Raw genomic sequence first — 19457 nt, 5'->3', positions numbered from 1 at the left:
CTCTAATTATAAAGTCCGACTATTCGCTTATAAATTCTTTTAGAATAACGCATTGGTAGTCACTGACACACTTTTTATATTAATTTATCTTAATAGATTAGTACTGACATACAAATAACGATCTAAACGTAACAAAAATAGTAGTCTCCAACGAGCTAAGAGCCAAACATAAGCTAAAGTCTCATCACGAGTATCTAAGCTTTGATTGTATTGATTTCCATCAAAATTAAGGTGATGATCCTAGTAAATTTAAAGAGATAGGTGATAATGGCTGCACTAGCTGTCATACAAATGTGATAGATAGCAATAAAATATCAGCACAAGCTCAAAAGATGTATGCCCACTATAAAAAACTTCTTGGCAGTGATAAAGAGCTAAAATGTGTAAGCTACCACTATAATGCAGGATATAGCGCTGGCTTTAGAAATTACCTTGAATACTGGAAGCCAATATATAAAAATTTATGAAAATAAGATGCTTGAGCAAAAGATTGATACTAAGAAAAAATTTTAAAAGATGATTATAACCCTACAAAAGAAGAAGAGGAATTTTTAAAACAAAAGGCTGATAAGAATAATACAAAACATGTTGGTGGGTAGTCTAAACTTTCTATTAATCAGGCAAGCAAAAAGATAAAATAATAAATTTTAGTTTTTAAATTTTAAGAAATTTGCACAAGCTCTTTGTTCTCAAGCTTGTATGAATTGTCGCATTTAGCGGCTAGGTCGTTGTCGTGAGTAACTAGAACAAGGGCAGCGTTATTTTCATTTATATAGTCAAATAAAACTTGCATCACTTCATTTGCCGTCTGCTTATCAAGGTTGCCCGTTGGCTCGTCTGCAAAGATGATCTTTGGCTTTTTAGTAAGCACTCTAGCGATACTCACACGCTGCTGCTGGCCGCCGCTTAGCTCGCCAACTTTTTGATTTATCGCACTTGAAATTTTAAGCGCTTCAAGATCATTTTTTTCTATATTTTCGCCAGATAAGATGCTTGCAAGCTCGATATTTTCATAAGCACTAAATCCTTTAAAAAGATAGTGTGACTGGAAAATAATACCAAAATGAAGCCTTCTAATGGCCAAAAGCTCGTTTTGAGAAAGCTCATAGATCGATCTATCTTGATAGATGACCTCGCCAAAATTTGGTTTTAAAAGTGTTGAAAGTATGTGTAAGAGCGTTGATTTGCCACAACCGCTAACGCCGGTTATCGCGATGCTTTGTTTTTGATTGAGAGTTAAATTTATATTATTAAAGAGCGTATAATCATACGCAAAGCCTAGATTAGACGCTCTTAAAATTTCCATTAGCCTATTTGAGCAGCAACTTCTGCAGCAAAGTCATCTACTTTTTTCTCTAAGCCTTCACCAAGCTCAAAACGAACGTATTTTACGATCTCGATCTTACCGCCAAGCTCTTTGCTCTTCTCTTCGATAACTTGTTCGATAGTCTTTTTATCGTCCATTACATAAAACTGACCTAAAAGTGTAAGGCGTTGGTCAAGTACTGTGTTGTCAGCGTAAAATCTCTCGATCTTACCAGGGATGATCTTATCCCAAATTTTCTCAGGTTTGCCCTCAGCTTTTAGCTCTTCTTCGATCGCTTTTGTAGCTTTTGCAAGCTCAGCATCACCTATCTGGCAGTGGCTAGCATACTCAGGGATGTGATGAAGTGGCTTGCCTAGGCGTTTTAACTCTTCATTTTCTTTTTCAAGCTCAGCACGAAGTGCGATAAATTCTTTCTCAACAAAATCTTTATCAAGGTCTTTGTAGCTTATAACGCTTGGCTTCATAGCAGCTGCGTGCATACATAAATTTCTTATAAAATCAGCTGCTTTGTTTGCAACTTCAGCACTTTCGCAAGCTGCACCGATAAGTACGCCAACACGGCCATTTGAGTGAACATAGCCATTTACCACGCCCTTATCGTCAGCACTAATAGTCTCAAAGCGGCGCACTACAAGATTTTCACCGATAGTTGCGATCTGAGTTTTGAAATAATCTTCAAATTTAACACCATTTAAAGTGCTCGCATTTAGCTCTTCAACTGTTTTTATGCCGCTTGATTGGATGTGAGCTGTTGCGTCTTTTGCAAGTGCTTGAAACTGTGGGTTTCTAGCAACGAAGTCAGTTTCAGAGTTGATCTCACTGATAGTTGCTTTTTTGCATTTTGAGCAAACTTCAACACTTACCAAGCCTTCGCTTGCAAGGCGGTCAGCCTTTTTAGCAGCTTGGCCTAGGCCTTTTTCACGAAGGATGTCAACAGCTTTTTCCATGTCACCATTTGCTTCGCCAAGTGCCTTTTTGCAGTCCATCATGCCAGCTCCGGTTGATTCGCGGAGCTCTTTTACCATTTGTGCAGTTATTTCCATTATTCTTCGTCCTCGCCAAAGTCTTCTTCGCTCATAGCCTCAGCTACAACTGCGTCTTTCTCATCTTGGCTTACTTCTTCGCCAGCAGCTTGTTCGCCACCATCTTGCTCAAGAAGTGATTTACCTTCGTTGATCGCTTCAGCCATCTCTTGGCAGAAAAGCTGAACAGAGCGGATCGCGTCATCGTTTCCTGGGATCGGATAGTCAACAACATCAGGATCGCAGTTTGTATCGATCGGTGCTACAACTGGGATCTTTAAGCGGTTTGCCTCTTGAACAGCGATCTTTTCTTTAACTGTATCAACGACAAATATCATATCAGGTAGGCTTTTCATATTACGGATACCACCAAGAGTTGCGATAAGCTTCTCTTTTTTGCGGCGAAGCATCAAAGCCTCTTTTTTAGTTAGTAAATTTATCGAACCATCTTCTTCCATAGTCTCGATAACTTCTAGTTTGCGGATAGACTGGCGGATAGTACCGAAGTTTGTCATCATACCACCTAACCAGCGGTGATTTACATAAGGCATTCCACATTTTTCAGCGTACTCTTTGATAGCATCGATAGCTTGTTTTTTAGTACCAACAAATAGCACTGACTTACCTTCAGCAGCTGCGTCACGAACAATGTTGTAAGTGTAGCGGAAGTAGCGGATAGTCTTTTGTAGATCTATAATATAGATACCTTTTCTCTCGCCAAAGATAAATTTTTTCATCTTTGGGTTCCAGCGGCGTGTTTGGTGACCAAAATGTACGCCACACTCTAATAAATCTCTCATAGTTACCATGAGTTTCTCCTTGTTTTAGGCATTTTGCCTTGAATTTAGTTTTATCCTCCACGACCATTAATGCTTTCGCACAACCAAATTTAGGATTGTCGTGTGTGAAATAAAGGGGGATTATACTTAAAGTAATATGAATTTAAACTAAAGTTTATTTACTTAATTGTGAGTCTTCTTCGATTTTTATTAACTTAGCAAAAATTTCTGCCATTGCTTGCCTTTGTTCGGATGAAATTTCAAGCTTCTTAACATTTAAAAGAATACTTACAAACTCCTCGTTTTGTAGCGTTTCTACGCCAAATTTTCTTGCGTTTGTAGTGATTTTTAGCACAAGAGGATTTTTTGATTTAAAGTTTTCGTAAGGCATTCTTTCTCTACTTTCAAAATTACAAAGCGATTATAAAAAATTTATAATAAATTCGGACTCAAATTTATATCAAACTTTTATTCTTTTATCTCAAAACTAAGTGTCGTTTTTAACGTCTCTTTGTCACACTTCGTAGCATCTGGATAAGGTCTTTCATAAATCACCTCAAATACCCAAAAACCTGGCCTTAGAGCTAACACTTCAGTGATGCCTTGCTCATCTGTCATACCGTAAAATGCGTGCTTATGGTCTAAAAATCCAGCAAAAGTACCAGTTAGTTTGGCTCGCTCTAGCGGCTTTCCATCAGCAAAAACCTGCAATTTAAAAGGCTTATCCACTCTAAAATCCGCTGGGTTTTGTAGCGGTGCGATCTCGATTTTAACTCCAATAGGTTTAGTTACGAAGTCGTTTGTTTCACCTAAATTTAAGACTCTTTTAGATGTTATCGTCATCAGCCGGCAAATCTGTATATCGCTTAGATCCTTTAGATCAAGCTTAGTTTTGTCTATTAACCACTTGCCATCACTACGCTTTTTAAGCGAATACATAGGATTTTGCTGTGCTAGTAAGATATATGTGCCTTTGTCTAATCTTTCGCCCTCATAGCGGTAGTTCTCGCCACTTTGTGTAAGCTTCTTTTTGCTACCATCTTTACTTATTACAGTAATTGGCGCAAAAAGATGGACGCGTTCGGCCATAATAGGCTCTAGCTTTGGAAAATCATCGCTATAACCCATATTTGCGATAAATTTTCCTAGCTTTTCATCATTAGCTCCATCTACCCAAAACATGTGTGCTTGCACCATATAAAAGGCTCCTGTTAACATAATGGCAGTCAAAATTCTACCTATTTTCATGATTTTCCTTGTTGTTATTTTTGAGATTCGATGTCAAATTGTAGCTAAAAATTATTATATTTAGCCATTTTTTAGATCAAATTAAATATCAAAACATTCAATACAATTTAGCTGGCAAATTTTAACAAGCAAGTAATAAAGCTAAAAATTTGCTTTTATTTTTTAGTATTTATTGATGTAGCTCTATTCATCACAAATCCGCAAAAACGTCCAGTCCTACTCTGTTTGCGGTATGAGAATAATTCATCTCTCTCAAAAGTGCAGCGAGGATCTAGCCATATTTGCTCTACTCCAAGCTTAGCAAATTCGTCTAATAAAGCTGCGTTTATATCAAATTTTCCATCTTTTTTGTATCGGTTAAATTCACCAAGATCTAGCTTGCCTACTTCGTAGTTTTGCACTTTGATATTTGCGCCTATAAATACGCGTAAATTACTAGCGCAGCAACCAAACTCACTCGTCATTAGCCCCACTGCATTTGTGCAAATTTTACTAGTAACACCTGCGCGTCCCGCATGCACAGCTGCGACTACGTCAAGATGTTCATCTATTATCAAAACAGGCGCACAGTCAGCGACTAAGACGCAAAGCGCCACGCCTTTTAATGATGTTATCACACCATCGCATGGAGGTAGAGTATCGTTAAAATCTTGCAAAATTTCCACTCTATTTGAGTGGATTTGGTTCATAAATTTTAAACTAACAGGCATAATACCAAGCGCCGTCGCTAAAATTTCACGATTTTGTGCGACCTTTAGCGGATCATCGCCAACATGATCTGCTAAATTTAAGCTCTCAAAAGCACCCTCACTCACACCGCCAAATCTATTTGTAAAGCCAGCTAATACGCCATTTTTATCAAAGACTATCTCTAAATTTTCACGCATTTTATCCACCTAATAAAGGCTAGAAATTCGCTCAACATCATCCCAGCTAAGGTCACTATCTTGCTTGCAAAAAAGCTGCCTAGCTACGTATCGAGCCAAAAGATCACTTTCGATATTTACGCGTCTGCCGACCTTGAAAGTGCTAAAAAGGCTATCTCTAAATGTGATTGGTATGATTGTGAGCCTTATACCCTTTGGCAAAATTTCATTTATAGTTAGACTCACACCCTCAACACCCACTGAGCCTTTATTTGACATCAAGCTCATAGCCTCATGCGGCAGGTCGATGTAAAAATCAACCCCATTCTCATTCTTTTTGATATTTGAAATTTTACCGATAAAATCGATATGTCCTTGCATCAAATGCCCATCTATTCGGTCTCCTAGCTTCATCGCTGGCTCGATATGCACTCTTTCTTTTAAATTTTCAACCGCGATATTTGCCCTACTCTCTGCACTTAGCTCCACACTAAAGCCATTTTCATGTAGTTTTATCACACTCAAGCAAGCACCATTTACAGCAATGCTATCGCCTAAATTTGGACGAAAATTTGTCTTTAGCCTTAAAATATTTTGTGAATAACTAACAACCTGTGCGATTTCACGGATCAAGCCATTAAACATATTTTGCCTTTAAAATTTTTAAGGATTTTACTAAATTTTGCCTAAATTTGGGCATTACCATCTTTGATTATTTTATATATTTAAGTAGTTAGTGGTAGAAATGGAAGTGAAATTTTGATAATCGCACTAAAAATGTTAGTAAAAATTTATTGTGTAACCCTAGTATAAAATTTCCCTATAAATTTTAATTTTTATCTTTTATAAATTCGGTAGCCTTAACTTGTTTGCAAAATTAGCCACGTCTTGCTAAAATCGCGTGCTACCAGATCATCCCTCTTTATCCACAGATAAATTCTGCCCTCTCCGTCCCAGTCCATATCGCCCTCATCATCACTATCTATCTGTAAAAGTAGTTGCCACTGGGCAACATTTTTCTCAAATTCTGCTATTCTTGGGTGGTGATAAGCACTACTATCGCCGCAACTAAGCCCATTTGTAACTAGCTCACACTCTAGCTCCATACCATCTTGGACATTATCAGAGTGCCCAAGGAGCTTATTTTCTTTAGCCTGCCAGCTTGGCTCAATAACCTCATGATAAGCCTCCCACTCAGCTTCACTAATTTTACTAAATGGCACAATTGAGCTTTGTAAATTTGGCAAATTTATCTCATTTTCAAAGCTAAGCAAGCGCGCATTAAATGTGAAATTTTCTCCCTCTAAGCTCTCCGCTCTCCTGCGAGAAAGTGGCCCATGATTTACATCAGAAAAGATCACTGCAAAGCCGTTTTTATCGGTAGGATCATAGCCCCAAACACGCAAATTTCTATCATAAAAGAGATAGAGCATTCCGCTTTTTGGCAGTAGTGAGTCAATGTCAAATTTGCTAGCTTCAGCAAAATTTATCTGTGCCACAAAACTCAAAGCGCCATTTTCATTTGAAGGCCATGATAAACCATCTGGCAGATCTGGTGAGCCGCCAAATTTAGACGCTCCAACGGCGATATCATCGTTATTTTTAGCTTGCGTATCTATCCTTATGGCATTTCTTGCCAGTGGCGATAAAAGTTTAAAAAGTTCATCCAGCCCACGTTCTTTACAACCTTTAGAAATTTTTATAATATCCATATTTTCCTCTTTAACAAGCATCAACGTATATATGATACTTCTTACAATGCAAACAACGAAACAAATATCCGGCAATATCGCCAGCTTTAACAAGATGTTCGCGTAGCATTTTATCGTCATATTCGGCTCTTTTTGCATAGTCCTCAAAGACCTCGTCTACTATGCCCATTTCTTCAAGCTCTCTTGTACCAATGTCACCTAAAAATTCGCAATAATCATCATAACAAACTATCCAATGCTCGCCCTGCCAGCTCTCGTAGCCCGGGGTTCTTCTAAAAAGTTCGTCATCCCTTTTAGCATCACTTGTAGTTAGTTTGTCAGCATCTTGCACAAATGTTGCGTCAAATTTCTTAGCAGCCTTACCACTAGAAATGCAAGTAGGACAAAGATACGAAATATCCTGCTCGCAATAAATGCTGCCGCTATAATAAACTTCAGTATCTTTGCCACAACACTCACACACTATGTTCATATCATCTTTAAATGCGCCAGTTCTTAAAGGATTAGGATGGTAGATAAATTTTGGTAACGTGATGGCTTTGTCTTTTTGAGCTAAAATTTGACCTCTACTTTTTGGGCGAGGTAGTGCCCATCTATCATTTTCGTCAATGAATTGCACTAGATAGCCAAGTGTCTTTAGCTGCTTTTTATCACTTTTGTCATGTATTTTTAAAAGTAAGTCGTAAGCACTCTTTCTCATAGATAAAAGCTGATAAACATCGACCAAAACATACTTTGCGCAAATGTCATCACAATTTTCCAACTCTTCTTTAAACTGGTAGAGTGCCTCAATGCTAGAAGCATTGCCATTATTTTTATAATATTCTTTTGAAAGAGTGATATATTTTTCTTGAAATTTATTCATTAATACTCTTTATGTGGATTTGATATTAACAATTTTAGTGTTTAAATCTTAAAGATATAAAAGCTAGTATAAAAATTATGGCTGTTAAAGCGATTAAATTTATATTGATTTTTAAATTGTTTTAGTATTTTAGTAGATGATGCCACAAACAAATTTGATAAGTATTCTTATAAAATTGTTGTGACTATAAATTTATTCTTCAAATGCTCCGATAGAGAGAATTTTTTCTATTCTTTTTGAAACAAGATCATTTATATCAAGCTTTTCAAGCTCAGCTAGCTCTGAGATAAAATAATTTGCAAGTGCTTTTGCAGCACCTTCTTTGTCTCTATGAGCTCCATTTATCGGCTCGTTTATCACGTCATCTATAAGTGATAAATTTTTTAAGTCATCAGCCGTTATCTTCATAGATTTTGTAGCTTGCTCTTGCTTAGCTGGGTCATTCCAAAGTATCGCTGCACAGCCTTCTGGTGATATAACTGAAAACACAGAATTTTTCATCATGGCAAGTCTATCAGCCACACCAATAGCTAAAGCACCGCCACTTCCACCTTCGCCGATAACAACAGCAATTATTGGAGTTTTTAAATTTGCAAACTCGAATAAATTTCTAGCTATAGCTTCACTTTGTCCTCGCTCTTCAGCTCCAACACCTGGATATGCGCCTGGAGTGTCTATGAGAAATAAAATGGGTAGATTAAATTTTTCAGCCATTTTTGCAACTCTAAGAGCCTTTCGATAACCCTCAGGGTGAGGCATACCAAAATTTCTTCTTAATTTATTTTTAGTGCCACGGCCCTTTTGCTCGCCTATAACAATAGTCTTTTTGCCTCCGATATAGCCGATGTAGCAAACTATTGCTGGATCATCTCTAAATGCTCTATCTCCATGAATCTCATATCCATCAATCAAAAACGCATTAATATAATCAATAGAATATGGTCTATCTGGATGACGAGCAAGTTGCAAACGTTGATATTCGTTTAAATTTTTATATACTTTTGATATCTCTTTGGATAAATTCTTATTTAAAATTTCAACAGCATGTTCATCGCCTCTGATCTTAGCATTTGCTATATCTTCATCAATTTGCTTTATGCTTTTTTCAAAATCTAAATAATTTGACATCTTAATCCAACTTTTTAAATATTACGACACCATTCGTGCCACCAAAGCCAAATGAGTTGCTCATAACAGCTTTTATATCAGCTTTTCTAGCTTTATTTGGAACGTAGTCTAGATCACACTCTGGATCAGGAGTTTCGTAGTTTATTGTTGGAGGGATAATACAGTCTCTCATTGCCATTATAGATATAACAGCCTCAATCGCACCAGCACCACCTAGACAGTGTCCAGTTTGACCTTTTGTTGAGCTAACTGGTGGACATTTATCACCAAAAACTGCCTTTAATGCCGCAGTTTCATTCTTATCATTTACAGGCGTTGAAGTACCGTGCGCATTGACATAATCTATCTTTACACCTTTTGCCATATCAAGTGCTTGTTTCATCGCACTTAATGGGCCTTCAAGTGTTGGTGACGTGATATGATGAGCATCTCCACTCTCGCCAAATCCAACTACTTCAGCATAAATTTTAGCACCTCTTGCAATAGCTGACTCATACTCTTCAAGCACAAGTGCACCGGCTCCTTCACCCATTACAAAACCATCACGATTTGCATCAAATGGCCTTGATGCCTTACTTGGCTCATCATTTCTAGTTGAGAGAGCTTTCATTGCTGCAAAACCACCTATACCTACACCACAAATAGTAGACTCAGCGCCGATAACTAGCATATTTGTAGCTTGACCAATCATAATGCATTTTGCAGCTTGTGATATCGCATGAGTGCTTGCTGCACATGCCGTTACACTAGATAAATTTGGACCCTTAAGCCCGTGATTTATAGAAACTATGCCACCTAGCATATTTACAAGTGCCGATGGAATAAAAAATGGCGAAATTCTCTTTACGCCTTTTTCAAAGTATGTAATTGAGTTTTTCTCAATATTTGGCAAACCACCTATGCCAGCTGCCGAGCTAACGCCAAATTTATGAGCATCAAACTCTTTAAAATTCGCATCAGCCATAGCTTCATTAGATGCTTTTATGCCAAGCTGTATGAAACGATCTACTTTTTTCACCTCTTTGCCGTCTAAAATGCTATTTGGATCAAAATCAGTTATCTCGGCAGCAATTTTAACAGGAAAGTCACTTACATCAAAGCTCGTGATCTCTTTCACACCTGTTTTACCCTCGCAAATAGCCTTAAAAGAACTCTCTTTGTCAAGGCCAAGTGCGTTTATCATGCCTATACCAGTTACAACGACTCGTTTCAATACATCTCCTTAAATCAAACTGTGTAAATTTAATTATTTACCTAGTTTTTCTATATAATTAACAACGTCTTGAATGCTTATTAATTTCTCTGCTTCGCTATCAGGAATTTCTACTTCAAATTTCTCTTCTAAAGCCATAACTAGCTCTACAACGTCAAGTGAATCAGCGCCTAAATCCTCAATGATTTTAGACTCTAATTTTACTGCTTGTGGATCTACACTTAGTTGCTCTACAACTACGTCTCTTACGTCTTCAAATACTGCCATTTTAAGGTCTCCTTATAAAAAATGTCTGTTATCTTATAATATTTACGCTTTTATTTATTTTAAATTGCAAAACTTGTCTGAAATTTACCTACATATAAAGTCCGCCATTTATTTTAAGCGTCTCACCAGTTACGTAGCTTGCATGATCACTTAGTAAAAACGCTACTACCTCAGCTACTTCACTAGCACTGCCGAAACGTTTTAACGGGATATTATCGCTATAAGTTTTTTTCACCTCATCACTTAGTCCATGCGTCATATCAGTCTCGATAAAGCCCGGAGTTACGCTATTAAAGCGTATATTTCTGCTTGCACCCTCTTTTGCAAAGCTCTTACTCATAGCGATCAGTCCGCCCTTGCTGGCTGAATAGTTTACCTGTCCTGCATTTCCCATCTCACCAACGATAGATGCAACGTTTACGACCGCTCCAAAGCGCTTTTTGCTCATCACTTTCAAAGCCTCTCTACATCCTATGAAAGCTGAAGTTAAATTTGCATTTATTACATCTGTAAATTCGCTAGTTTTCATGCGAAGTGCTAGCTTGTCGTTTGTAATGCCAGCGTTATTTACAAGGTAGCTTAGCTCGCCGTCGCTATCGACTATCAAATTTATACCTTTTATAAACTCATCTTCGTCTGTCGCGTCAAATTTTATCACCGCAGCCTTGCCACCATTTTGCTCGATCTCAGCCTGCAAAGCGTCTGCTATCTCAGGCTTTGAACGGTAGTTTATCCACACCTTTAAGCCCATATTTGCAAGCGTCTTTGCGATCTGTGCACCGATACCTCTGCTTGCACCTGTTATTAGCACGTTTTTTCCGCTAAATTTCATAAATTCTCCTTATTTTTTTCTAATTTTTCAATGATTGTAGCTTATATAAGCTTAACGTCTAAATTTTATCGCTTCTTTCCCACTTTATCTTTTTGCCAAAACCAAGAACATTACTTGTAAATTTTAGTTTTTCAAGATTTATGCACCAAATCTTTGGATCCATTGCTTTTGCATAAAAAAACCTTTTAAAGTAAATTTCTCGCTCACTTGCGCTAGCCTCTCTCATCACTCCTTGAAACTGTACGCCCTTTATCTTGCCAACAATCTTTGTATCAAGAGCGACCGTACCAGCAACAAGCTTTGAGTTTTTTAAAAATTTAACATGTGAGCTCTCATCAGAGCTAGCTAACAAAAGGCTAAAATTTAGCTCATCAAAGGCGTAAAATGCACTAAAAGCGTAAGGCTGCCCATCATCATCGATGGCGCAAATACTTGCAAGATGCATCTTTTTTAGAAATTTAACTATCCTCTCATCCATCTAAATTCCTCTAAAAATGTCAAGAATGGTTTGAAATTTAAAAATGACTATGGCGGTTATTAGCATCCAAAGCGTAAAAATAATAAGCTCTATTAGAGTAAATTTATCTTTTGCAACTTTTTTAAAAACAAGCATCGTTAAAAGTGCTCCTAAAAAGCCGCCGATTAACGAAAAATAGTGGATCGCATTAACCTTTACAAAGCTTGGCAAAAGCCCTTTAAAAAATAGTGAAAACATCAAAATAGCAAGCAAATTTGCAAGTATCAAATAATAGCCAACAACTGGTAAAGCTGGGTAGAGCCTAGCAAAGCCAAAGCTTAAAACAGTGATAAGCATAAGCAAAAAGATCCTAGTCCCAAAACAACACATCGCCCGTCCTTTTTTGACGCATTTTACAAAATTTTGCTTTATGAAATTAAAAATTTGACGATTTAGCCTCAAAAGGATTTAAAAATGCAAACAAATTTTTACTCTCAAGGAAGCTACAACAACATGAGCTTTTCGATGAAAACTAGCTCAGGCGATGAGATAAGCTTTTCGATGTATGATAACAAAAGCTTGGAGTTTTCAAGCCAGAAAAATGGCACTTCAAGCCAAAGAAGCCTTACTCTCACGCACGAATACGGCTATGAGTTTTTATATAAAGGAAACGGCATAGACGAGCAAGATATGAAAGAGATCGAAGAAGCGATGAAGCAAATTCGCCCACAAGTTGATGAATTTATGAAAAACGTCAAAGAGGGCGACAAGATCGCTGGCAGCAGCCAAAGCATAAGTGATCTTTCAAACAAGATCAAGCAAATGCTACCTGACGCAAAAGATCTAAATCATAAAAATTTCATAAATGACAATATGCTAAAGATGTTTGACGAGCTTCTAGCTAAAAATGACGCAAATAAAAATCTACTAAGTGCGACAAAAAGGCTATTTGATACATTGCTTGATGAGAGCAACAAAGTATCTTACTATGCGTAAATTTAGGGCCTTTTAGCTCTAAATTTTTATAAGCGCCTCTCTCTCAAAAAAGAGGTGCGATAAGACTATCACAAAATAAAGCTGAAAAAATAGTCCCACAAGCGGCACAAGCGAGATGAGATAAAACAAAAGTGTAAAAATTATAAATTTTATCCCGCCACCTTCAAGTAGTGCTAGCTCAAATTTATCACTATCAAGAGTATTTGAGCCAACGTCTATTAGTAAAAGTTTGTAATAGATATAAAAAAATGGCACGTTGATGATGAAAAAATTTAAGACTGGTACAAATAAAAGAGGTAGGCAAACGAGCAATATCCCAAGAAATTTCATAATCTCAATCATCATCACCTTTAGCACTCTAGCCGTGCTAGCCTCGCTTTTAAGCACGTAGTTGTAGTGCCTTTTGTTTATCTCTTTGGCTACAACCGGCGTTAAAAAGCCAGCTACGACTAGAGCGATCACGATGCTAATGATGATCGTTAAAAAGGTGCTCAAAATATAAAAAAGTATGCTAACTATCCATTTTGTGGCGCTAAAGCTTAAAATTTTAATAGCGATAAAAGAGAGCGCCGAGTTTGGCTCTAAAAAGGTAAAATTTTCATTTTTGGCACTATCACTTAAAAAATCAAAAATCTCACCGCCGCCCCAGATCGTAAGCCACGCAAGACTAAAAATACTAAGGCAAAGTGGCAAGATGGATAGCGCTATAAATTTGGCTGTAAAAAAATCTTTAAAACCAAGGCGAAGAAGGTTTATCATTTCACCTTTTTATACTCGTGCTCAAGTGCTGCGTAAATTTCACCTATCTTGCTAACGCCATTTGACAAAATCTCACTCATCACTTCATTATCTTCGCGTCCGTTCCAATTTTTCTTATAGCTACCTTCTTTGTAGCCATTATTTTGACGGAAGCGATTTAGCACGTTTTTAGCGATGTAGCATTCGTAAAGCGAGTATAAATTTACTCCACATTTTAAAGACATAGAGAAATAAATTTTTAAAATATCAAATATATCGTAGTCAAACCCGCTACACTCATGTATAAGCATCTCAACGTCATTCATGATCTCATAAATACTCTCATCTTCGATCTTTAGTGGCTCTTTGCAAAACTCACTAAATCCGCTTGATTGGCAAATATCATCGGCTAAAGTTTCTATATCTCCAAGCTGTTTTGATTTATAAATTTGCAAAGCTAGGCTCATTATAAAGTGCCAGATATCAACAACTTCTACGCGTAAATTTTGCTCATCAGTCTTTGCATCGATGCTCTTCCAGTGTTTCCACGCAAAGCTATCTATGAGTTCAGCACACTCCATATAAATGCAGCGTTTCCAGCTGATTAGTTTATTTTTATTAGTATAACCATTTTCCCAGCCAAGCCCATTTGTCTCGTCATTTAGGCTCTGCTGCATCTTTAACATCTCTAAAATAATCGTTCTTTCATTCATTTTAGACCCTTTTAAATTTTAAAGGATTATAACAAAAAATTATTAAATGCCACGAGGTAAGCTTGACTTAAATCATTTTATGTATAAAATTTAGGAGCTAAAATAGGCAAAAATTTCAAAGGAGAAAAGATGAGAGAAAAAGATCTAGTTGTTTGCAATGTTTGCGAACTAAAAAGCAGTGATGATACAAATGCAGTTTTTATCCACGCTCATAAAAATGGTGAAGAAGTTGATATCTGCACCAGTTGTGTTCCAAGCGTGATCCATGGCTCAGGCATGGTCGTAAAATCAAACGAAGAGATAAAGGCTGAAATTTAAGCTTTAGCTATCATTTGAGGATCTTGTCTTACAAGGTCTTCAAATTCTTCTGCACTCATAGGACGAGATAAGAAAAGTCCTTGCACTTCATTACAATCAAGCTCTTTTAAGAAATGAATATCTTCTTCTTTTTCTACACCTTTTGCGTCAACTTTTATCTTCATTGCCTTTGCTAAATCTATAATTGCAGATACGATTTGTGCGTCTATTTTGCTATTTGATGCTTGAGCAACAAATTCACTTGCTATTTTTATACGCTTAACACCGTATTTTCTAATATAAATAAATGAAGTATATCCAGAGCCAAAATTATCTATACAAACATCTATATTATTTTCTTTAAGAATAGAAAAAATTTTATCAAGCGTCTTAGAATTATTTGTCCATATTTCTTCGCCAAATTCTATTTCAAAAAGCCCTGGATTTATATGGTGCGAGCGTAAGCTAGAAACAAAATCTAAAACAAATTTTTCTGATTTACTTTGAATCTGTGCAACATTTATACTTATTTTTGGTATCAAGAGTTTTTCTTTTTGCCATCTATCTACGTACTCTATGGTCTTTGAAACCAAAAGCGAGCAAATATCGTTTAAAATATCACTATTTACATTGACCTCTTTCATAAATTTGCTTGCTTCCATCAAGCCAAATTTTTTTGATTTCCAATATAAAAAAATCTCTGCGCAGATCATTTTTTCGATTTTTAGATCAAATATTGGTTGAAAATATACATGAAGGTCTTCTTGCAAATTAGCTTTTTTAAGCGCGATCTCGATACTTGAGCTTAGGTGCATTTCATTGCTAATTTTATCGCTATAAACCATAGGATTTAAAGCTGGATTTTTCTTGGCGTAATACATTGCCATATCTGCATTTTTTATAATATTTCTTGGATTTGCCGTGCTATTTTTTGTTGCTACGTCTATGCCTATTATACACTTAAGTCCAAAGTGATATCTATCTATTTGAATTGGCTTTTCAATAGTATCTTTTAAGGCAATTCCAAGATTTAAGCGTTTTGTATGACTATTTATCTCCATTTTTGCTAATACGATAAATTCGTCCGCGCTAATCCTTGCTATGGCCTCTTGTCTATTGCAAACTTCAAGTATCCTTTTTGCAACTAGCTTTAAAATTCTATCGCCTATTTCATGCCCGTAAGATGTATTTATGCTTTTAAAACGGCTTAAATTTATATAATAAACTACGATTTCCTCATCTTCAGAGATACTTTTGCACATTATTTCAAGCTCATTTACTATAAAATTTCTATTACCAAGATCTGTTAGATAGTCTTTCTCGGACATATCTTGAAGTCTTAAATTTGCGAGCATAAGTTCATTGGTTCGCTCATGCATCGACTTTTCCATCTCTCTATGAATATTTCTCTCATAATCTAATATTTTTCTACTTGCAATAGAGCTTTTAACGTAGTAATTAACAATAGCATTTACAACCAAGATAAATAGTGAGATAAGTGCACTAAAAGATGTTAGATCTTCCTGTAACAGCAAAGGCAAAACTATTATTATTGGTAGCCATTTTGATCCTATTGAGATATCTTTATCGGTATTTGTAACATATTCATTTTTAGCTTTTAAATGAAAAGCTCCTATCATCAAAAAAAAGAAAGGAACGATATATAAAAAATCTATTTTATGGCCAAAATTTACATTTGAGATCTGGCTATAAAAAATAAATAAATTTAGCATCGTAAATAAAATGCTAGCCGATATAAGGTAAAAGCCGCTAATTTTTATATGAAGCAAACTACTTGTAAAAATCTCACTTAAAGTAATAAAAAGTATAAGAAAATTTATGGCTACAATAGAGAGAAAAACGATATTTGATCCATTATTTATCATCGATGAAATATCTATTTCGTCAAAAATACCATATATTAAAATTACTATTAAAAAAAAGACACTTATGCTATCCATAACAATGGCTAGTTTTTCTTGGCTGGCTACAAATTTTGAATACAAAAATATACTAACGCCAGTTAAAATAGATATCATCGGCAACATAAAAAATACATCAAGATACGCGTAAGAACTATGAGTCCGCAATAGTATATCTTGATTTAACACCATTAATGCATCGCAAATAGACCATAAAAAAACACCAAAACATATTGCAAGCCAATGCGTTATTTTGGTTTTTACTTTATCCATTGAAGTATAAATGCCAAAAGTTATCATAAAGAAACTAAGCAAAATAGAAATTTTTCCAATTAGATTATAGTCTAGTAAAGATGCTAATAGTGCAAATACGAATAGCACTACAACTGCAATTAAAATCCATTTTCGCATACCAGTTATAGATGATTTTGATATTAAAAAAATAGTGTCCCTCTCCTAAGAAATAGTCCAAATTATACAAAAATTGACTTTGCTTTTGGTTATAATTTCCCAAAAATTTTAAAATTCACAAAGGTATCTTATGAAGTGCAATATCGTCATAAATGGACAAAATTTAATAGATTATAAATCTTTTATCTTATTTTTCTCAAGGGCGGCAAGAAAGCAGTATTTTATAAACACATTTATGATATTTACTGAAGCCATCATAGCTGGTTTTGTTGCTGATATGCTATTAAAAAGTAAAATTTTTACTGTTATTGGGGCTGTTTTTGCTATATTTTGGATCATTTTTTATCCTATTTTTTTAAAAAGAAGTCGCATAGCTGCATTAAAAAGAATTGAAATTTCAGACGTTCAAAAGCAAATGAATTTTGAAGTAAATGAGAAATTTCTGGCTTATTACGAAAACGAACCCAAAGAAAATGAAAAATTTGGCCTAAATGAAGTTAGTGAAATTTATAAACTCAAAAATATTTTTATCATTTTTTTAGAAGAAAAAATTCATCTAATAATCCCAAAAGATGAAGTTAGTTCAAAAATGATAAATGAGCTGGCCAAACTTTGCCATAAAGATATTTTGAAATTTGAAAATTTTAGCGCAAAGAGCGTGCTTAAATAGCACTTATTATAAGCTTTTCAAAATCCTCTGCACTCATTGGCTTGCCCCAAAGATACCCTTGCACCTCATCGCATCCAAGCTCTCTTAAAATTTCAAGCTGGGTTTCATCTTCGACGCCTTCAGCAATAGTCTTTAGCTCCACATTTTTAGCCAAAGCTATAACGCTTTTTACTACGTCTTTATCTATATCATTTTTAGCAATATTATCTATCAGCTCTTTAGCGATCTTTAGACGACTCATAGGATATTTTTTGATGTAATTCATCGATGAAAAACCGGTACCAAAATCATCTATGGAGATGCAAATTCCTCTATTTGAAAGCTCGGATAACGCACTTTGCATCATCTCTTCTGCATTAACGAGGCTAGCCTCAGTGATCTCAACATCTACACAAGATGGATCGATGCCGTATCTATCTATATAGCTTAAAAATTTAGATGCAAAATTTATATTATCAATCTGTTTTGGTGAGATATTTATACCTATTTTTAGGTTTGTATTATATTTTTCATTCCAAAAGGCCATTTGTTTTATAGCATTTTTTGCCACCCATTTTCCTATCGCATTGATAATCGAGCTTTGTTCGGCTATTGGGATAAATTTTGATTGATCTACCGGACCTTTTATAGGAGAGTTCCACCTAACAAGAGCCTCTGCTCCTACTATTTTTTTACCTTCTATTAGATATTGGGGCTGAAATTTTAGCTCAAATTCTTCATCAAAGCTTATGCTATTTAGCAATATTTCTATATAGTTTCTATCCTGAATCATGCTTTTTATATCATTATAAAAAACATACTTTTCAGATGCGTCTTTTTTTGCTGCTTCTAGTGCTGCTTCTGATTGCATGATAAAATCATCAGCCAAAATTTCACTAGTTTGTGTCGAGCTAATCCCTATTTTTGCATCAAGTACAATTTTATAATCATCTATAACTATTGGCTCTGAAATAGCTTTTAGTAGATAGCGTAAAAATTCCCTGCAATGTACATTTTCATTTTGCTTGACAACAACAATAAAGTCATCGCCGCCAGATCTTGCAAATAAGGAATCGTTTGGTGGCAATATTGACTCAATATTTAAAGCAAACTTTGCTATTACATCATCGCCGATATAATGCCCGTACGAGTCATTTATCGCCTTAAAATGGTTTATATCAATATTATAAATATCTATCTTTTCGCCAAGCGCCTTTGACTTTATCATCTCTTCAAGCCTTGCGATAAAATACTGGCGATTTAGAGCATTTGTTAGATAATCATATTTACTGATCCTTTGTAGGTGCCTATTTGTCTCTTCAAGCTCTTTTACTTTACTTTCTATCTGATTATTTAATAATTTTTTGATATGTATTTCACGTTTAATTAAAATATCCATCTTTCTAACATTAGAAAATGTATAAGATAATGCCCCGTATGCAAGCAAAGTAACTAAAATAGAAAATAACCATGTCAAATTTATCTTCCAAGAGTACAAGATCATAATCATCAAAAATACGGCGAAAACAAATAGCTTTTGTATTAAAATTTTATCAAAATCGTTTCTGAGTGCCCTAAATTTTAGATTTGCCTCACCCTCTCTTAAATGAAGCGCAGCAACAAACAACATAAAAAATGAACTCTTAAATACAATGTCGTATCCAGAAAAGGATATTTCATCTATCCAAAAATCCATTGTAGTGGTAAAAACATCATAAGTGCTTATTACAATAAGTGCTATCAAGCATAAAAGTATAGATAGTCTTCTTTTTGAAAATTTGAGTGAAAAAAATGCAATAAATGAAGTACAAAACATAAATAAATCTATGGCGATGTAACTTAGATTAAAAAAATCTTTTTGACTTAAAACTTGAGTTAAATTTCTATTAAAAATCATAAACCACATAAAACTAAAATATATTGCGGAAATAGAGACTGAGTCCACAAATACTTGCATTAAAAATAAATTTTTCAAATTTTTGATCAAAATATAAAAAGCAGAAAATGCAAACATA

The 19457-nt window shown here is 35.3% G+C and carries 24 protein-coding genes; 5 read left to right on the top strand and 19 right to left on the bottom strand.

All coding sequences use genetic code 11. The features are described from left to right. Positions 1 to 293 precede the first annotated feature (293 nt). Positions 294 to 467, top strand: coding sequence for a hypothetical protein (locus CVT05_RS09400; RefSeq protein ID WP_167496287.1), 174 nt, complete (start codon positions 294 to 296; stop codon positions 465 to 467). Positions 468 to 661: 194 nt separating this feature from the next. Here CVT05_RS09400 and CVT05_RS00615 read toward each other — a convergent pair whose 3' ends face one another. The 15 genes from CVT05_RS00615 to CVT05_RS00545 form a co-directional block, all read right to left on the bottom strand. Next, on the bottom strand, positions 662 to 1306 hold the full coding sequence (locus tag CVT05_RS00615; RefSeq protein WP_107697450.1) for an ABC transporter ATP-binding protein: 645 nt from the start codon (positions 1304 to 1306) through the stop codon (positions 662 to 664). Further along, positions 1306 to 2370, bottom strand: coding sequence for a translation elongation factor Ts (tsf, locus tag CVT05_RS00610; RefSeq protein WP_107697449.1), 1065 nt, complete (start codon positions 2368 to 2370; stop codon positions 1306 to 1308). Before tsf ends, CVT05_RS00615 begins: the two co-directional genes overlap by 1 nt. Next, a complete protein-coding gene (gene rpsB, locus CVT05_RS00605; protein ID WP_002941277.1) occupies positions 2370 to 3158 on the bottom strand; it encodes a 30S ribosomal protein S2 in 789 nt (262 codons plus the stop codon). The genes tsf and rpsB overlap by 1 nt, the downstream gene beginning before the upstream one ends. Positions 3159 to 3303: 145 nt before the next feature. Beyond that, entirely contained in the window at positions 3304 to 3519 is a 216-nt protein-coding gene (locus CVT05_RS00600) for an acetyltransferase (RefSeq protein WP_021091731.1), read from the bottom strand. A 77-nt stretch (positions 3520 to 3596) separates the two neighbouring features. Further along, a complete protein-coding gene (locus CVT05_RS00595) occupies positions 3597 to 4376 on the bottom strand; it encodes a DUF4198 domain-containing protein (protein ID WP_107697448.1) in 780 nt (259 codons plus the stop codon). A 155-nt stretch (positions 4377 to 4531) separates the two neighbouring features. Next, positions 4532 to 5263, bottom strand: a complete 732-nt coding sequence (pgeF, locus tag CVT05_RS00590; protein WP_107697447.1) for a peptidoglycan editing factor PgeF — start codon at positions 5261 to 5263, stop codon at positions 4532 to 4534. Between the two features lie 9 nt (positions 5264 to 5272). Further along, positions 5273 to 5887, bottom strand: coding sequence for a riboflavin synthase (locus CVT05_RS00585; RefSeq protein WP_107697446.1), 615 nt, complete (start codon positions 5885 to 5887; stop codon positions 5273 to 5275). Positions 5888 to 6102: 215 nt separating this feature from the next. After that, complete coding sequence (locus tag CVT05_RS00580) at positions 6103 to 6954, bottom strand: YwqG family protein (protein ID WP_107697445.1); 852 nt, start codon at positions 6952 to 6954, stop codon at positions 6103 to 6105. A 10-nt stretch (positions 6955 to 6964) separates the two neighbouring features. After that, positions 6965 to 7819, bottom strand: a complete 855-nt coding sequence (locus tag CVT05_RS00575) for a CbrC family protein (RefSeq protein WP_107697444.1) — start codon at positions 7817 to 7819, stop codon at positions 6965 to 6967. 192 nt (positions 7820 to 8011) lie between these two features. Further along, complete coding sequence (gene accA / locus CVT05_RS00570) at positions 8012 to 8947, bottom strand: acetyl-CoA carboxylase carboxyl transferase subunit alpha (RefSeq protein WP_107697443.1); 936 nt, start codon at positions 8945 to 8947, stop codon at positions 8012 to 8014. 1 nt (position 8948) lies between these two features. Then, positions 8949 to 10160, bottom strand: a complete 1212-nt coding sequence (locus CVT05_RS00565) for a beta-ketoacyl-ACP synthase II (RefSeq protein WP_107697442.1) — start codon at positions 10158 to 10160, stop codon at positions 8949 to 8951. Positions 10161 to 10193: 33 nt separating this feature from the next. Next, positions 10194 to 10427, bottom strand: coding sequence for an acyl carrier protein (acpP, locus tag CVT05_RS00560; RefSeq protein WP_021091725.1), 234 nt, complete (start codon positions 10425 to 10427; stop codon positions 10194 to 10196). Between the two features lie 88 nt (positions 10428 to 10515). Further along, positions 10516 to 11259 (bottom strand): 3-oxoacyl-ACP reductase FabG, encoded by a 744-nt coding sequence (gene fabG, locus CVT05_RS00555; protein WP_072594528.1) that lies wholly within the window; start codon positions 11257 to 11259, stop codon positions 10516 to 10518. 58 nt (positions 11260 to 11317) lie between these two features. Then, positions 11318 to 11737, bottom strand: a complete 420-nt coding sequence (locus CVT05_RS00550) for a pyridoxamine 5'-phosphate oxidase family protein (RefSeq protein WP_107697441.1) — start codon at positions 11735 to 11737, stop codon at positions 11318 to 11320. Then, complete coding sequence (locus CVT05_RS00545; protein WP_234400515.1) at positions 11738 to 12106, bottom strand: L-arabinose ABC transporter; 369 nt, start codon at positions 12104 to 12106, stop codon at positions 11738 to 11740. 84 nt (positions 12107 to 12190) lie between these two features. Between CVT05_RS00545 and CVT05_RS00540 the strand changes: the two genes are divergently transcribed. Continuing rightward, a complete protein-coding gene (locus CVT05_RS00540; protein ID WP_103593654.1) occupies positions 12191 to 12712 on the top strand; it encodes an ATP/GTP-binding protein in 522 nt (173 codons plus the stop codon). An 18-nt stretch (positions 12713 to 12730) separates the two neighbouring features. On the opposite strand, the gene CVT05_RS00535 is transcribed toward CVT05_RS00540, so the two are convergent. Both CVT05_RS00535 and CVT05_RS00530 read right to left on the bottom strand, forming a co-directional pair. Continuing rightward, positions 12731 to 13471 (bottom strand): EI24 domain-containing protein, encoded by a 741-nt coding sequence (locus CVT05_RS00535; RefSeq protein ID WP_107697440.1) that lies wholly within the window; start codon positions 13469 to 13471, stop codon positions 12731 to 12733. Then, positions 13468 to 14163: a dUTP diphosphatase gene (locus CVT05_RS00530; protein ID WP_107697439.1), complete on the bottom strand. Its 696-nt coding sequence runs from the start codon at positions 14161 to 14163 to the stop codon at positions 13468 to 13470. The genes CVT05_RS00535 and CVT05_RS00530 overlap by 4 nt, the downstream gene beginning before the upstream one ends. 129 nt (positions 14164 to 14292) lie before the next feature. On the opposite strand from CVT05_RS00530, the gene CVT05_RS00525 reads away from it, so the two are divergent. Next, the gene (locus CVT05_RS00525; protein WP_107697438.1) at positions 14293 to 14481 is read left to right on the top strand and encodes a hypothetical protein; all 189 of its coding nucleotides are present in this window, start codon (positions 14293 to 14295) and stop codon (positions 14479 to 14481) included. Here the strand turns inward: CVT05_RS00525 and CVT05_RS00520 are convergent. Beyond that, complete coding sequence (locus tag CVT05_RS00520; protein WP_234400514.1) at positions 14478 to 16193, bottom strand: bifunctional diguanylate cyclase/phosphodiesterase; 1716 nt, start codon at positions 16191 to 16193, stop codon at positions 14478 to 14480. The two genes, CVT05_RS00525 and CVT05_RS00520, sit on opposite strands and share 4 nt — an antisense overlap. A 106-nt stretch (positions 16194 to 16299) precedes the next feature. Here CVT05_RS00520 and CVT05_RS09395 point away from each other — a divergent pair, with 106 nt between their 5' ends. Together CVT05_RS09395 and CVT05_RS00515 are read left to right on the top strand one after the other, a co-directional pair. Next, the gene (locus tag CVT05_RS09395) at positions 16300 to 16533 is read left to right on the top strand and encodes a hypothetical protein (protein ID WP_234400513.1); all 234 of its coding nucleotides are present in this window, start codon (positions 16300 to 16302) and stop codon (positions 16531 to 16533) included. Between the two features lie 390 nt (positions 16534 to 16923). Further along, the gene (locus CVT05_RS00515) at positions 16924 to 17463 is read left to right on the top strand and encodes a hypothetical protein (protein ID WP_107697436.1); all 540 of its coding nucleotides are present in this window, start codon (positions 16924 to 16926) and stop codon (positions 17461 to 17463) included. Here CVT05_RS00515 and CVT05_RS00510 read toward each other — a convergent pair. Continuing rightward, the gene (locus CVT05_RS00510; protein ID WP_234400512.1) at positions 17456 to 19339 is read right to left on the bottom strand and encodes a putative bifunctional diguanylate cyclase/phosphodiesterase; all 1884 of its coding nucleotides are present in this window, start codon (positions 19337 to 19339) and stop codon (positions 17456 to 17458) included. The two genes, CVT05_RS00515 and CVT05_RS00510, sit on opposite strands and share 8 nt — an antisense overlap. Positions 19340 to 19457: the final 118 nt, after the last annotated feature.

The organism is Campylobacter concisus (genome assembly GCF_003049705.1).
Taxonomy (GTDB): domain Bacteria; phylum Campylobacterota; class Campylobacteria; order Campylobacterales; family Campylobacteraceae; genus Campylobacter_A; species Campylobacter_A concisus_AR.
This window is presented reverse-complemented; position numbering and strand designations above follow the sequence as displayed.

What these genes read in the sequence shown, in the direction of transcription:
- CVT05_RS00510 (WP_234400512.1), bottom strand. Translation starts at nt 19,339, where the DNA reads ATGATTTTTAATAGAAATTTAACTCAAGTTTTAAGTCAAAAAGATTTT.
- CVT05_RS09395 (WP_234400513.1), top strand. Translation starts at nt 16,300, where the DNA reads ATGGCTACAATAGAGAGAAAAACGATATTTGATCCATTATTTATCATC.
- CVT05_RS00550 (WP_107697441.1), bottom strand. Translation starts at nt 11,737, where the DNA reads ATGGATGAGAGGATAGTTAAATTTCTAAAAAAGATGCATCTTGCAAGT.
- CVT05_RS00540 (WP_103593654.1), top strand. Translation starts at nt 12,191, where the DNA reads ATGCAAACAAATTTTTACTCTCAAGGAAGCTACAACAACATGAGCTTT.
- rpsB (WP_002941277.1), bottom strand. Translation starts at nt 3,158, where the DNA reads ATGGTAACTATGAGAGATTTATTAGAGTGTGGCGTACATTTTGGTCAC.
- CVT05_RS00520 (WP_234400514.1), bottom strand. Translation starts at nt 16,193, where the DNA reads ATGCTAAATTTATTTATTTTTTATAGCCAGATCTCAAATGTAAATTTT.
- CVT05_RS00535 (WP_107697440.1), bottom strand. Translation starts at nt 13,471, where the DNA reads ATGATAAACCTTCTTCGCCTTGGTTTTAAAGATTTTTTTACAGCCAAA.
- pgeF (WP_107697447.1), bottom strand. Translation starts at nt 5,263, where the DNA reads ATGCGTGAAAATTTAGAGATAGTCTTTGATAAAAATGGCGTATTAGCT.
- CVT05_RS00615 (WP_107697450.1), bottom strand. Translation starts at nt 1,306, where the DNA reads ATGGAAATTTTAAGAGCGTCTAATCTAGGCTTTGCGTATGATTATACG.
- CVT05_RS00580 (WP_107697445.1), bottom strand. Translation starts at nt 6,954, where the DNA reads ATGGATATTATAAAAATTTCTAAAGGTTGTAAAGAACGTGGGCTGGAT.
- CVT05_RS00595 (WP_107697448.1), bottom strand. Translation starts at nt 4,376, where the DNA reads ATGAAAATAGGTAGAATTTTGACTGCCATTATGTTAACAGGAGCCTTT.
- tsf (WP_107697449.1), bottom strand. Translation starts at nt 2,370, where the DNA reads ATGGAAATAACTGCACAAATGGTAAAAGAGCTCCGCGAATCAACCGGA.
- accA (WP_107697443.1), bottom strand. Translation starts at nt 8,947, where the DNA reads ATGTCAAATTATTTAGATTTTGAAAAAAGCATAAAGCAAATTGATGAA.
- CVT05_RS00600 (WP_021091731.1), bottom strand. Translation starts at nt 3,519, where the DNA reads ATGCCTTACGAAAACTTTAAATCAAAAAATCCTCTTGTGCTAAAAATC.
- acpP (WP_021091725.1), bottom strand. Translation starts at nt 10,427, where the DNA reads ATGGCAGTATTTGAAGACGTAAGAGACGTAGTTGTAGAGCAACTAAGT.
- CVT05_RS00525 (WP_107697438.1), top strand. Translation starts at nt 14,293, where the DNA reads ATGAGAGAAAAAGATCTAGTTGTTTGCAATGTTTGCGAACTAAAAAGC.
- CVT05_RS00530 (WP_107697439.1), bottom strand. Translation starts at nt 14,163, where the DNA reads ATGAATGAAAGAACGATTATTTTAGAGATGTTAAAGATGCAGCAGAGC.
- CVT05_RS00575 (WP_107697444.1), bottom strand. Translation starts at nt 7,819, where the DNA reads ATGAATAAATTTCAAGAAAAATATATCACTCTTTCAAAAGAATATTAT.
- CVT05_RS00515 (WP_107697436.1), top strand. Translation starts at nt 16,924, where the DNA reads ATGAAGTGCAATATCGTCATAAATGGACAAAATTTAATAGATTATAAA.
- fabG (WP_072594528.1), bottom strand. Translation starts at nt 11,259, where the DNA reads ATGAAATTTAGCGGAAAAAACGTGCTAATAACAGGTGCAAGCAGAGGT.
- CVT05_RS00545 (WP_234400515.1), bottom strand. Translation starts at nt 12,106, where the DNA reads ATGTGTTGTTTTGGGACTAGGATCTTTTTGCTTATGCTTATCACTGTT.
- CVT05_RS00585 (WP_107697446.1), bottom strand. Translation starts at nt 5,887, where the DNA reads ATGTTTAATGGCTTGATCCGTGAAATCGCACAGGTTGTTAGTTATTCA.